The organism is Pseudohongiella nitratireducens, from assembly GCF_001642735.1.
Lineage (GTDB): Bacteria > Pseudomonadota > Gammaproteobacteria > Pseudomonadales > Pseudohongiellaceae > Pseudohongiella > Pseudohongiella nitratireducens.
In genome coordinates this window covers 83,632-96,273 of the sequence record NZ_LWHM01000031.1, presented here as the reverse complement: position 1 = coordinate 96,273, position 12,642 = coordinate 83,632, and the positions used below count along the sequence as shown (strand labels likewise).

Genomic DNA, 12,642 nt, shown 5'->3' with positions numbered 1-12,642 from the left:
CAGTCATGAGTCAGACCACAGAGCGAGTCAACCTGTTAGGAATGAGCCTGCCACGTATGCAGGCTTATTTCGTCTCGATTGGTGAAAAACCGTTTCGCGCCACGCAGATGATGAAGTGGATTCATCAGCGCGGTGTCACCGATTTTGAGGCGATGACCGACATCAGTCGCAAATTGCGCGAGCGCTTGCAGGCTGAGGCAGAGATTCGTCTGCCGACTATTGTGGAAGAATATCTGGCCAGTGACGGCTGCTATAAATGGATTGTCGAAGTGGCCAGTGGCAGCCGCGTGGAAACGGTATTCATACCGGAAGCCTCCCGTGGCACGCTGTGCATTTCCTCCCAGGCAGGCTGTACCCTGGATTGCAGTTTTTGTGCAACCGGCAAGCAAGGATTCAACAGTAACCTGACCACAGCCGAGATTATTGGTCAGCTGTGGTGGGCCAACCATCGGCTGGGCGGTTTTACTGACAGTCGCTCAAATGCCAGTCAGGCCAGCCGCACAGTCAGTAACATTGTCATGATGGGCATGGGCGAGCCGCTGATGAACTTTGACAATGTCATGGACTCACTGAGTCTGATGATGGAAGACAATGCTTACGGTTTGTCCAAACGACGGGTGACCGTCAGTACGGCAGGTGTTGTTCCGGCCATCAGGCGCATGCACGAGTTTACCGATGCCTCGCTGGCGCTGTCTTTGCACGCGCCGAATGATGAGTTGCGTAACCAGATTGTTCCGATTAATCGTAAATACCCGATTGCCGAACTATTGAGCAGTGCGGCTGACTATATGGCCAGCCTGCCTGACAAGCGTGTGCCAGTGATTGAATATACGCTGATCTCAGGCGTTAACGATAAGCGTGAGCATGCGGAGCAACTGGCTGTCCTGCTCAAAGATTTTCCCTGCAAAGTGAATCTGATTCCGTTTAATCCATTTTCACAGTCGGATTATCAGCGTCCCAGCAATAATGCAGTGCACCGTTTCCGGCAGATCATGCAGGAAGCCGGTTATACTGTAACGGTTCGCACCACACGCGGTGATGATATCGGGGCAGCCTGTGGTCAACTGGTCGGTGAAGTGGCGGATCAGACCAAGCGTAGCCAGCGATACCGTCAGGCAGCCGAAAAAAAGGCGGCCAACCTCGCTACGGAAGCGGGTCGTGTACCCGTGCAGGAAATCCATTAACCCTGATAGGGCTCAGTAGTTATGTCTAATGCCGAGGAAGGCCAGACGACATCAGATGAGGTAACCCCGGAGTCGCCAGCGGAGCAATTGCCAACGCCAGGTGCGCTGTTGGGTGCGCAACGGGAAACGCTGGAATTGTCGCTTCAGCAAGTGGCTGATCGATTAAATCTCACCATGCACTTTGTCAGATCTATTGAATCTGATAATTACGAGAAACTGCCCGGCGATGTCTTTATCCGCGGTTACCTGCGCAGCTACGCCGAGTTGTTGCAGCTCGATTCAGAATACGTGCTGGAGTTGTATAACCATTTCACGCAACGTCGCCAGGCTCGTAAGCAAGAAGCCATCAAACGCATTTCCCGGCGCCGCAAAGACAAAAACCGTCCTTGGGTTGTTGTTTCAGGTATCGCCTTTGTGCTTTTGGCATTGATATTGTGGTATTTCAATCGGCCAGGGGATCCGCAGGCCTCGCAGCAAAATGACCTGGCAGGTATGACCAATGCCCAGGTTGACGGGGCTGCGCAGGAGATAGCAGCATTGGCTGACGCCGAATCGGAGCAAAGTGTTCGAATTGTTGACGGTGTCGACTTGTCATCAAGGGCGCCGTCGCCAGCATTACCAGACGCAGCAAACAGCGATGCAGAAACTGACCAGGATGAAACCCCTGGCTCAACAGTCGAAGATGCCGGGCCTGGTCAGGGCCAGGCGACTGTGGCGCTAACTGAAGAGAGCATGAGCAGCGCCGGGCGGGGCCGATTGGCGCCAGGCGAGCAAGACAGGGTTGCTATCGAGATACTGGAAACGCAGTCATTAAACTGGTCCGGCGATGATGTATTGGATATCCGTTTTTCAGCCGCATCACAGGTTGAGGTGTCCCACAACCGCGGGTCTGAATCGCATGAAGCGATGGCAACACCAGGACTACGCCTGTTGGTCAACGGCGAAGGGCCGTTTACACTGGAGTTAGGCAATGCTGAAGCCGCTACAGTCATTTATAATGAACGTATACTGGCGTTTAAGAACGCGATCCGTGATGATGGCTCTGTCCGTCTGAGCGTTGGAATGTAGAATCAGGATTAGCGAATCATGAATTCAGAATCACCAATTACACGTCGCAACAGTCGACGCATTATGGTTGGCAATGTGCCGGTCGGTGGTGGTGCGCCCATTTCCGTACAAAGCATGACAAACACTGAAACCTGCGATGTTGATGCGACTGTGGCACAGATCAGGCGTCTGGAAGCCGTTGGTGCTGACATCGTCCGTGTTTCCGTGCCCACCATGGATGCTGCAGAGGCGTTTCGAAAAATTCGCCACCAGGTCAATGTACCCCTGGTGGCTGATATTCATTTCGATTATAAAATTGCTCTGAAAGTGGCTGAGTATGGCGTTGACTGTCTGCGCATTAATCCAGGCAATATCGGTAATGAGGCACGGGTTCGGGCTGTGGTTGATGCCGCTCGCGACAAAGGGATTCCAATCCGTATTGGGGTCAACGCCGGTTCATTAGGCAAGGCGTTGTTACGAAAATACAAGGAACCCACAGCCGAAGCCATGGTCGAATCAGCACTGACACAAATTGATGTGCTGGATAAGCTGGATTTTCAGGATTTTAAAATCAGCCTCAAGGCTTCGGAAGTCTTCATGACACTGGCCGCTTATCGTCAGCTAGCCAGCCAGATTGAACAACCGCTGCATCTGGGGATCACGGAAGCGGGCGGTTTGCGCTCCGGTACGGTGAAATCAGCTGTGGGCCTGGGTGCGCTGTTAATGGACGGGATTGGCGATACCATTCGTATTTCCCTGGCAGCAGACCCGGTTGAAGAAATCAAAGTGGGTTTTGATATTCTGAAAAGCCTGGGAATACGCAGCAAAGGGGTTAACCTGGTGGCCTGTCCGAGCTGCTCGCGGCAGAACTTTGATGTGATCGGCGTGGTTAACGAGCTGGAATCCAGGCTGGAAGATATTATTACGCCCATTGATGTGGCGGTGATTGGCTGTATTGTGAATGGTCCGGGTGAGGCAAAAGTGGCCGATATCGGCTTAACCGGTGCCAGCCCCAACAACCTGGCCTATGTGGATGGCAAACCCAACCACAAGATCAACAATGCAACGTTGGTCGACGAACTGGAAGTCATGGTTCGCAGCCGGGTCGCTGAAAAGCTCAAGGCAGAAGCGGCAGCAGAGTCAACACAACGAGACAAAGCAAACATTATTGCCCGCGGATAAAGCGGCAGACCAGAAACAGACATAAGGAAAAGCCGCCAATCGGGTCGGCTGATGTAACAGATGAGCAAAATTCAAGCGATCCGGGGCATGAACGACTTGCTGCCGGAACAGACCCCGATTTGGCAATATGTCGAGAAAGTTGCTGAGCGGGTTGTCCAGTCATACGGGTATCGTGAAATCCGTTTTCCCATATTGGAGCAGACACAACTCTTTAAACGTTCTATCGGTGAAGTCACCGATATCGTTGAGAAGGAGATGTACAGCTTTGCTGACCGTAACGGTGAGGACCTGAGTCTGCGCCCTGAAGGCACCGCGGGCTGTGTCCGTGCGGCCGATCAGCATGGTTTGCTGTATAACCAGCAGCAACGGCTGTGGTATCGCGGCCCGATGTTCCGCTATGAGCGTCCGCAGAAAGGACGCTATCGCCAGTTTCACCAGATGGGCGTGGAAAGCTTCGGCATGGCCGGCCCTGATATTGATGCAGAAATGATTCTGGTCTCGGCCGCACTGTGGCGTGAGCTGGGGTTGAGCAGCAATGTGCGTCTGGAAATCAATAATATCGGTTCCTCCGAGGATCGAAAACGGTTTGGCGCCGCGCTGGTCTCTTTTCTTGAGCAGCACGTTGATCAGCTGGATGAAGACAGTCAACGTCGGCTGGGTTCCAACCCGCTTCGTATTCTTGACAGTAAGTCGCCTCAAACCCAGGCGGTGCTGGCCGGAGCGCCGGTATTGAGTGACTACCTGAATGAAGAGAGCCAGGCGCATTACCAGGCATTGAAGGTCATGCTCGATGCGGCCGGTCTGTCTTATGTAGAGAACCCGCGTCTGGTGCGTGGTCTCGATTACTACAACAACATGGTCTTTGAGTGGATTACCGAAGACCTGGGTGCCCAGGGCACCGTCTGCGCCGGTGGCCGTTACGACGGTCTGGTCGCACAGCTTGGTGGCAAGCCAGCGCCGGCGGTGGGCATGGCTTTTGGCCTGGAGCGGTTGATATTGCTGGTGGAGAGTATTGGTACGATTCCGGCGGCAGCACTGAAACCGGTTGATGTTTACTTGTTGGCATCGGATAAATCCATGCAGGCCAGTGTATTGACCCTGGCTGAGGCATTACGAGCAGACATGCCGGGGTTACGATTGCTGGCACATTGTGGTGGTGGCAAATTTAACAGCCAGCTAAAGAAAGCCTTTGCCAGTGGTGCTTCATTCGCATTAATCGTGGATCCGGCAGAGGAAGCTGGGCAACCTGAAACACTGCGTTTGCGACCACTGGCTGATGAGGCAGAGGTGGAAACTGTGACGCGCCGCGACCTCAGTGCACGGCTGAAGACGTTGCTGGAGCAATAGCAAGGAAATAGTAAGGCACTTTCACTGCGGGTCAGCACAGCTTGACAGCATTGGTGCAGTAGGACAGGATGCCTGCCAGCCTGAATAAGACTGGGGCAAATGATATTAACCACATCCCTGAGGGGATGAAGCTAGAGTAAGTAGTTACAGGAGCGATTTGTGGCATTAAGTGCATCAGAAGAAGAAACGTTAGAGTCGCTTAAGCGCTGGTGGGATGAGAGCGGAAAGCAGTTGGCACTGGGTATTGCTGTTGTGGCGGCAGGGTATTTCGGCTGGCAGTTCTGGCAAAACAGTCAGACACAGCAAGCAGCTGAGGCATCTGCCATCTATGACCGTATGTCACAGCTTATCGTTGTGGCACCCGGACAACCTGTTGATCCGGCCAGCGCCGACCAGGCCAGGGGCATGATCAATACGTTGAAAAATGAGCACAGCGAAACAATTTATGCCCTTTATGCCGCCTTGTTTGCCGCACAGCTTGATGTGCTGAACGGTAATCTGCAAAGTGCCAGACAGGAACTTGAATGGCTGCTGGATAATACCCAGAGCGGTTTTTTTGCCAGTACAGATGAATCACTGATTCGCCTGGCGCAATTGCGTCTGGGACGTATTATGTTGTCGCAAGGCGAAACCGATGAGGCCCTGGCGCTGGTTAACAGCGTTGATGGTCAGGCCATGCAGGCCGAGTTCGATGAATTAAAAGGTGATATTCACCTGGAGCGTGGTGAGCGTGATCTGGCATTGCCTGCCTATGAGGCAGCTGCAGCTGCTGGCACGCCGACGCCGATACTGGAAATGAAAATCACAGAGCTTCAAGGCGCTATGTAATCACTTGCTTGCGATAGTCGCAACCAGGCTGAAAAGTTGTTAGTGAGAAACCGGGCAGTAGGAAAAGTGGATACCAGATTGATGAATCAGTACATAAAGGGATTGATGATCGTGTCACTTGGCGTGCTAATCAGCGCCTGTGGCATATTCTCCGATGATGAAGTCGAGCAACCCCGGGAACTGGTGGATATTGATGCGTCAGTTGAGCTGGAAGAACTGTGGACGGCTAATATTGGCAACGGCCAGGGTGATAGCTATCTGCACCTGGGTCCCAGCATAGATGGGCAATATATCTATGCTGCAGCTAACAACGGTGAAGTCTATTCCCTGAATAAAGAAACCGGTGACAGACAGTGGCAGCGTGATACCGATGATGTCATTTCCGGCGCCATTGGTGTGGGTGGCGGTATGGTTGTCTATGGCACCCTGGACGCACAGGTGGTGGCGCTGGATGCGGATAATGGCGATGAGCTATGGCGCAGCAGTGTCAGCAGTGAAATATTGGCGGCACCGCAAACCGATGGTCGTCGCGTAGTCGCGCAAACTGTCGATGGCCGTTTGCTGGCGCTGGATGCTGAAAATGGTGAGCAGGTCTGGGCCTATGAAAGTTCCGTGCCGGCTCTGTCTTTGCGCGGCAGCAGCAAACCGATTATTACTGGCAACACCGTGGTATCAGGCTTTGCCAATGGCATGGTGGCGGCTCTGGATGCCACTGACGGATTTATCATGTGGGAAGAGCGAGTCGCTGTTCCGCAGGGGCGCTATGATATTGAACGAATCATTGATATCGATGGCGATCCGGTTCTGATTGGCGGTACCGTTTATGTTGGCAGCTTCCAGGGTAACCTGATGGGGCTGGATCTGCAGAGTGGCCGTATTGTCTGGGGTATGCCGGGCTCTACCTACCGTAGCCTGACGCTGGGTCTGGGTAATGTCTACTGGGCCAACTCGGAAAGCCACCTATTCGCTGTCCAGAACAACACTGACAGTGAAGTCTGGGAGAACGATGATCTTCGACTTCGCCGTGTTACCTCTCCGGTTGCGTTTAACAACTACCTGGCAGTGGGTGATTTTGAAGGCTACCTGCACTTACTGTCGCAAATTGATGGCCGTATCGTCGGGCGCACACGCGTTGATAGCGATGGCTTGCGTAGCAACATTGTCGCTGATGGCAGAATGCTGTATGTCTATGGCAACAGCGGCCGTTTAGTCGCCTACCGACTGCCCTGATCTTAAGGGTGTCTCGACACCCGCTCTGGAAAAACTATGAAACCTGTAATCGCACTGGTCGGAAGACCTAATGTCGGTAAATCGACGCTGTTCAACCGGCTGACTCGTAGCCGTGATGCGCTTGTGGCTGACTTTCCCGGTCTGACACGTGACCGGAAATACGGTGAAGGGCTGGGTGCCAGCAAACCGTTTATTGTGATTGATACAGGTGGCCTGGAAGGCGGCGAGCAGGGCATTGATTTTGCCATGGCATCGCAGTCGTTGCAGGCAATGGAAGAGGCGGACATCGTTCTGCTCCTGGTCGATGGTCGCGCCGGACTCAACCCGGCTGATATTCAGATCGTCGATCACCTGCGTCGCAACAATAAAAAAGCCTGCCTGGTCGTTAATAAAATTGACGGCATTGATGAGAACGTGGCCAATAGCGATTTCTATTCGCTGGGTATGGACACCATGTTCAGCATTGCCGCCTCGCAGGGTCGGGGCGTGTCGAGCATGATCGATTACGTACTGGCAGATTTTCCCGAGCCGGAAGCGGAAGAAGATCGTGAGGAGCAGGGCATTCGCATTGCGATTGCCGGACGACCTAATGTGGGTAAATCCACGCTGGTTAACCGCATGCTGGGCGAAGACCGGGTTGTTGTTTATGACATGCCTGGGACGACACGCGACAGCGTCTATATCCCCTACGAACGCCACGGCGAGCGCTATACGTTGATTGATACCGCGGGTATCCGGCGTCGCGGCAAGACCAAGGAGACGGTTGAAAAGTTCTCGGTGGTCAAATCTTTAACCGCTATCCAGGATGCTAACGTTGTGGTCATGGTGATTGATGCACGTGACGGCATTGTCGACCAGGATCTGCACTTGTTGGGTTATGTGCTGGAAACGGGGCGGGCGCTGGTAATTGCGCTGAACAAATGGGATGGCATGGATCTGGAGCAGAAAGATCGGGTCAAGAGTGATATCCGGCGCCGATTTTCTTTTGTGGATTTTGCTGCCATCCACTTTATATCTGCCCTGCATGGCACCGGGGTGGGCGATCTTTATAAATCGATTAACAAGGCCTACGATTCAGCGCGTCGGAAACTGAGTACCAACCAGTTAACGCGTATTCTTCAGGATGCAGTGCTGGATCACTCGCCATCGATGATCAATGGTCGTCGTATCAAACTTAAGTACGCACACACAGGCGGTCATAACCCGCCGTTGATCGTGATTCACGGTAACCAGACTGACAAGTTACCTGCTCACTACAAGCGCTATCTGGAAAAGACCTTCCGGGATGTACTGGACTTGCAGGGTACGCCGATTCGGATCGAGTTGCGTCAGGACAGTAACCCTTATGTGAAGCACGAAGAGGGTATGTCAGCACAGCTGATTGCGCAAAAACGCCGCATCAGGAACAACCGCAAAGTACCCGCCAGCCGGGAGAAAAAACCCAAGCGTCGCTAGGCGGGCGGGTGGCTTTAACGGCGTATCAGGGCGTCTACGCTGATTTTTCCTGCGCCAAAGCAGAACAGTACCAGGTAAACGACAAAATACATGGCGGCCAGTTCGCCATTGTTCAACGTCGGAAACCAGGCAGGGTGAGCGGTGGCATAGGCCATGGCCATCAGAATGGCACATAACAGGGCGGCATAACGGGTACATAGGCCGATGGCGACCAGTCCGGCGACAAAGAGTTCAATCACCCCGGCAACCCAGAGCATGTTGATACCGACATCAATGCCAAAAAAATCCATGCCGCCAAACATGGGCTGGGCGCGTTCGCCGAACAGTTTGGCCCAGCCGTGAGTCATGAACATGGCACTGGAGAGCACACGCATGATGGTCCATGCCAGCGTCTGCAGATTATCGCCAAGGGTGTTGATCAAGCGGTTGGTAGATTGAAAAACTGACATGCCCCTGTCCTCCATCATATTGTTTTAGTCAGTTATATTTCCTGCAAGGGATTGTCGGACATTCGGGCTCAACCGGTGTCCACAGTCAGTAAAGAGAATAGACTTAATCAGGCTTTCAAGCTACCCTTTTACGTTTACTGTTTGAATTGTATTCCTCCTATGGCAGAACGGCTACGACGCATGCACGGCTCCCGTGTGGATCTCAATCACCGGGAACGAACCCTTGCCTGGCGTCTGCATCTGGATTTGCCACTGCTCGCTGCCGCATTGCTGGTTTCCGTCATCAGTCTGATTGTGCTCTACAGTGCCAGTGGCCAGGATGTGGATTCCGTGGTGCGCCAATGTATTCGCCTGGGGTTTGGTTTCGGCGTCCTCGCGCTGTTTGCCCAGTTCCCGCCTCGCACCTACCGATACTGGGCAGTCCCGGTGTTCAGTGCGGGCGTGGTGCTGCTCATTCTGGTGCTGCTGTTCGGCACAGTCTCCAACGGTGCCCAACGCTGGTTGAGTATTCCCGGCCTGGGACGTTTCCAGCCTTCAGAGGTGATGAAACTGTCGCTACCGATTACGGTGGCCTGGTGGTTCAGCAAACGAAGCCTGCCGCCCAGTATGCTGGAAGTCGGGGCAGCTCTGCTCATTATTGCCATTCCTTGCGTGCTTATTGCTGATCAGCCGGATCTGGGTACAGCGATTCTGGTCGGAATGGCAGGCATCATTGTGCTGTTTTTTGCCGGCATATCCTGGCGCATTGTGTCATTTGCCGGGCTGAGTGCCGTTATTGCAGCACCGCTGATGTATATCTTTGTGCTGGCAGATTACCAGCGCCGCCGCGTAGACACACTGTTCAACCCGGAGGCAGACCCGCTCGGTGCAGGCTGGAATATCATCCAGTCCAAGATAGCCATCGGCTCTGGTGGCGTGTTCGGCAAAGGATGGTTGAATGGCACGCAATCGCGACTGGATTTTCTGCCCGAATCAACAACTGACTTTATCCTGGCGGTGATTGGTGAAGAGTTCGGGCTGGTTGGGATAGTACTGATTTTGATGATCTACCTCTTCATCGTCGGCCGTGGGCTGTTTATCAGCTGGCAGGCCAGCGATACTTTCAGCCGCTTGTTAGGGGTCAGCATTTCATTGACCTTTGCCTTCTATGTCTTCGTGAATATGGGGATGGTGACCGGGCTCTTGCCGGTGGTGGGTGTGCCTTTGCCGCTCATCAGTTATGGCGGTACATCGGCGGTGACGCTGCTGGCCAGTTTTGGGATTTTGATGTCGATTCATACGCATCGGCGTTTGTTGCAGCCTTGAGTGGTTGCATGTCGAGGGAGCGGTCAGGGCATCACTCCACGTACCACAGCCGACCACTGCCTAACGCCCCTCACCCGGCAGCCGGAAACTCACCTGACGGCTCAAACAGTCCGGCTGCTCTTTCGGGTAAGGGGCGCTAGGCAAAGCGTGGTCTGATTGGCTGTGGTACGTGGAGTGATGCCCTGACCTTGTGCCGTATACATCCATGGGAGGAAAATGCTTTTGTGTTCCCGTCATCCCATTAGGTTATAGCTCCCAGCGGACATCCCTGTTCGCAGATGGTTCGACTTATACTGACAAGGCGCTTTCCTTGATAATTGGATCTACTGCCGAGTTTTGCTGCCGTTGGAGTGGCACTAAACTGAGGTACCTTCGGTAAATAAGGTTAGAAGAGCCAGATCGTCGGCGGACAGGACGTCCGCCGCCGAGCCCTACAGGGATGTATTTACGGGCGTGCCTGAACAGTTTATCTGCCTATCTCCGGTCGTAGCCTGGACGTAGCTTGTCCAGGCATTTGTTTGCATGCAGATATTACGGTGCGGCGTTGTTTACCAGTGAGATCATGTCCACCGGATTCTGTGGCACCTGCGTCGGCCGGCCGTTGACGAACAGGGCGGGTGTGCCTCTGACGCCAGCCTGGGTGCCGCCGCGCTGGTCGTTGCGGACTTTCTGAATGACAGCATCCGATTCCATGTCGGCGTGTGCCTGTTCCACATCCACGCCTATCTGTTCCAGGTATCCGTCAAACTCGCTGCGGACATCATTTAATGTTGACCAGTAACTCTGGTTGAGGAATAGCTGATCGTACATTTCCCAGAACTTGCCTTGCTGACCGGCAGCTTCGGCGTACAGTGCTGCTGTCCAGGCAAAGCGGTGTGTGCTGGTCAGCGGGTAATGCCGGTAAACCAGCTTGGCCTGATTGGCGATACGGGGCCAGGCCTGGCTCATGATGCGGTGTTCTGTGGCGCAGGCCGGGCACTGGAAATCTGCATAGACCATCAAAGTCACATCAGCGTCCGGGTTGCCCAGTACATGATCGCTCTCGGCGACCTGGTCTGGCGGATAGGTTTCACCCTGGCTCATCATGCCCCATAAAATGGCGATGGCCAGCAGGGGTAGAAATATCACCAGCGCTGCACGCGTCATGTTTTTTTTCATGGCTTCTTTGCGCTGTGCCGCCTGTTGTTTCTGTTCCCGAATCTGACGTTGTTGTTCTCGTTTATTCATACTGTCCTCCACGTGATGCGCTGCTGACTATACTGCGAATCACGCCGTCGGTCACTACCGTGTTAATTTCTTCACCGGTCTGCACTTGCGAAACCGAAGTAATGACAGCGCTCGAGGTGTTCTTGGTGACGCTATAGCCGCGCTGTATGGTCTGTAGCGGGCTGATGCTGTCGAGCTGGCGGGCCAGCGCGCCCAGTGACTGTTGGTGTGTCTGTAATTGTTGTTTCATGGCGCGTTGTAATCGTGCCTGCACTTGCTTCAAGTGTGCAGACTGTTGCCGAATCTTGTGCCCGGGGTGCTGCAGGCGTTGTCGCAGAGAGCTGACTCTTTGGCTGTGGCTCTGCAGACGCACCCGCAGCGCCCGCTGTAGCTGTTGCTCGAGCCGGTCCAGTTGTTGTGCCTGATCCTGAAGTCGGCGACCCGGATGCACCAGTCGTTTGCGGGTCCAGGCCAGTTGTTGCTGCTTGCGTTGCAATGTCTGCTGCAGCAATTTGCCAATGCGCTCTGCCTGGAACGCCAGGCCCGCCATCCATTCAGCCTGATCCGGGCTAAGCAGTTCCGCTGCGGCAGAAGGGGTGGGCGCCCTGAGGTCGGCCACGAAGTCGGCAATACTGACATCGGTTTCGTGACCCACGGCGCTGACGACCGGTAATGCGCTGGCAACGATGGCCCGCGCAACCCCTTCATCATTAAAGGCCTGCAAATCTTCCAGCGAACCGCCGCCCCTTGCCAGCAGGATGGCATCAAAACCCAGCTTTTCCGCGTGCAGGTTGGCAGCATGAATGGCCTGAATAATGGCTGGGACAGCAGCTTCGCCCTGAACAGCCACTGGCAGTACCGTGACATTCATGCCGGGATAGCGGCGGCGAAAAACGCTGATAATATCGCGGATGACCGCGCCGGTGGGCGAGGTAATGACCGCGACATGCCGGCAGCTGTCATCCACGGGGCGTTTGCGTTCGGCGTCAAACAGTCCTTCTTCGGCCAGTTTCTTTTTCAGCGCATCAAAGGCTCGCTGTAAAGCACCGGCCCCGGCATCTTCCAGACTGTCCAGAATCAGTTGATAATCGCCCCGGCCTTCGTACAGACTCAGGCGGCCACGGACAATGACCTGCATGCCATTACCGGGTTTCAGTCGCACGCTGCGATTACGGTTACGAAACATGGCACAGCGGATTTGTGCATGCTCATCTTTCAGGGTCAGGTACCAGTGACCAGAGGCAGGCATGGCAAGGTTGGAAATTTCGCCTTCGACGATGACCGAAGGGAAACATTCTTCCAACAAACCGCGGGCCAGGCGGTTGAGCGTGGAAACACTGATGATATTTTCGTCGGTCGGGCCGACCGGTTGATAGCTGGATTTCATTCGCGCAGTTTACCTGAGCGTC

The 12,642-nt window shown here is 54.2% G+C and carries 11 protein-coding genes; 8 read left to right on the top strand and 3 right to left on the bottom strand.

Features of this window, described 5'->3' with window-relative positions; genetic code table 11:
• Positions 1 to 5: 5 nt before the first annotated feature.
• The 7 genes from rlmN to der all read left to right on the top strand — a co-directional run bounded on the left by rlmN (position 6) and on the right by der (position 8,273).
• Complete coding sequence (rlmN, locus tag PSCS_RS10905; RefSeq protein WP_068812132.1) at positions 6 to 1,184, top strand: 23S rRNA (adenine(2503)-C(2))-methyltransferase RlmN; 1,179 nt, start codon at positions 6 to 8, stop codon at positions 1,182 to 1,184.
• A 21-nt stretch (positions 1,185 to 1,205) separates the two neighbouring features.
• Positions 1,206 to 2,252 carry a RodZ domain-containing protein gene (locus PSCS_RS10900; RefSeq protein WP_068812131.1) on the top strand — a complete coding sequence of 349 codons (1,047 nt, stop codon included), beginning with the start codon at positions 1,206 to 1,208 and terminating at the stop codon, positions 2,250 to 2,252.
• An 18-nt stretch (positions 2,253 to 2,270) separates the two neighbouring features.
• Complete coding sequence (ispG, locus tag PSCS_RS10895; RefSeq protein WP_068812130.1) at positions 2,271 to 3,413, top strand: flavodoxin-dependent (E)-4-hydroxy-3-methylbut-2-enyl-diphosphate synthase; 1,143 nt, start codon at positions 2,271 to 2,273, stop codon at positions 3,411 to 3,413.
• A gap of 60 nt (positions 3,414 to 3,473) precedes the next feature.
• Positions 3,474 to 4,760, top strand: coding sequence for a histidine--tRNA ligase (gene hisS / locus PSCS_RS10890; RefSeq protein ID WP_068812129.1), 1,287 nt, complete (start codon positions 3,474 to 3,476; stop codon positions 4,758 to 4,760).
• Between the two features lie 159 nt (positions 4,761 to 4,919).
• Entirely contained in the window at positions 4,920 to 5,588 is a 669-nt protein-coding gene (locus tag PSCS_RS10885; protein WP_068812128.1) for a YfgM family protein, read from the top strand.
• An 81-nt stretch (positions 5,589 to 5,669) separates the two neighbouring features.
• A complete protein-coding gene (gene bamB, locus PSCS_RS10880; protein WP_068812127.1) occupies positions 5,670 to 6,818 on the top strand; it encodes an outer membrane protein assembly factor BamB in 1,149 nt (382 codons plus the stop codon).
• Between the two features lie 36 nt (positions 6,819 to 6,854).
• Entirely contained in the window at positions 6,855 to 8,273 is a 1,419-nt protein-coding gene (der, locus tag PSCS_RS10875; protein WP_068812126.1) for a ribosome biogenesis GTPase Der, read from the top strand.
• A 14-nt stretch (positions 8,274 to 8,287) separates the two neighbouring features.
• Here der and PSCS_RS10870 read toward each other — a convergent pair whose 3' ends face one another.
• Complete coding sequence (locus PSCS_RS10870; RefSeq protein WP_157885696.1) at positions 8,288 to 8,722, bottom strand: DoxX family protein; 435 nt, start codon at positions 8,720 to 8,722, stop codon at positions 8,288 to 8,290.
• A 159-nt stretch (positions 8,723 to 8,881) separates the two neighbouring features.
• On the opposite strand from PSCS_RS10870, the gene rodA reads away from it, so the two are divergent.
• On the top strand, positions 8,882 to 10,027 hold the full coding sequence (gene rodA / locus PSCS_RS10865; protein ID WP_068812125.1) for a rod shape-determining protein RodA: 1,146 nt from the start codon (positions 8,882 to 8,884) through the stop codon (positions 10,025 to 10,027).
• Positions 10,028 to 10,558: 531 nt separating this feature from the next.
• On the opposite strand, the gene PSCS_RS10860 is transcribed toward rodA, so the two are convergent.
• Both PSCS_RS10860 and xseA read right to left on the bottom strand, forming a co-directional pair.
• A complete protein-coding gene (locus tag PSCS_RS10860; RefSeq protein WP_068812124.1) occupies positions 10,559 to 11,254 on the bottom strand; it encodes a DsbA family protein in 696 nt (231 codons plus the stop codon).
• Entirely contained in the window at positions 11,247 to 12,620 is a 1,374-nt protein-coding gene (gene xseA / locus PSCS_RS10855) for an exodeoxyribonuclease VII large subunit (protein ID WP_068812123.1), read from the bottom strand. Before xseA ends, PSCS_RS10860 begins: the two co-directional genes overlap by 8 nt.
• Positions 12,621 to 12,642: the final 22 nt, after the last annotated feature.

Coding starts and splice junctions, on each gene's coding strand:
- PSCS_RS10900 (WP_068812131.1), top strand. CDS start 1,206: ATGTCTAATGCCGAGGAAGGCCAGACGACATCAGATGAGGTAACCCCG.
- bamB (WP_068812127.1), top strand. CDS start 5,670: ATGAATCAGTACATAAAGGGATTGATGATCGTGTCACTTGGCGTGCTA.
- rlmN (WP_068812132.1), top strand. CDS start 6: ATGAGTCAGACCACAGAGCGAGTCAACCTGTTAGGAATGAGCCTGCCA.
- PSCS_RS10870 (WP_157885696.1), bottom strand. CDS start 8,722: ATGTCAGTTTTTCAATCTACCAACCGCTTGATCAACACCCTTGGCGAT.
- rodA (WP_068812125.1), top strand. CDS start 8,882: ATGGCAGAACGGCTACGACGCATGCACGGCTCCCGTGTGGATCTCAAT.
- PSCS_RS10860 (WP_068812124.1), bottom strand. CDS start 11,254: ATGAATAAACGAGAACAACAACGTCAGATTCGGGAACAGAAACAACAG.
- der (WP_068812126.1), top strand. CDS start 6,855: ATGAAACCTGTAATCGCACTGGTCGGAAGACCTAATGTCGGTAAATCG.
- ispG (WP_068812130.1), top strand. CDS start 2,271: ATGAATTCAGAATCACCAATTACACGTCGCAACAGTCGACGCATTATG.
- xseA (WP_068812123.1), bottom strand. CDS start 12,620: ATGAAATCCAGCTATCAACCGGTCGGCCCGACCGACGAAAATATCATC.
- hisS (WP_068812129.1), top strand. CDS start 3,474: ATGAGCAAAATTCAAGCGATCCGGGGCATGAACGACTTGCTGCCGGAA.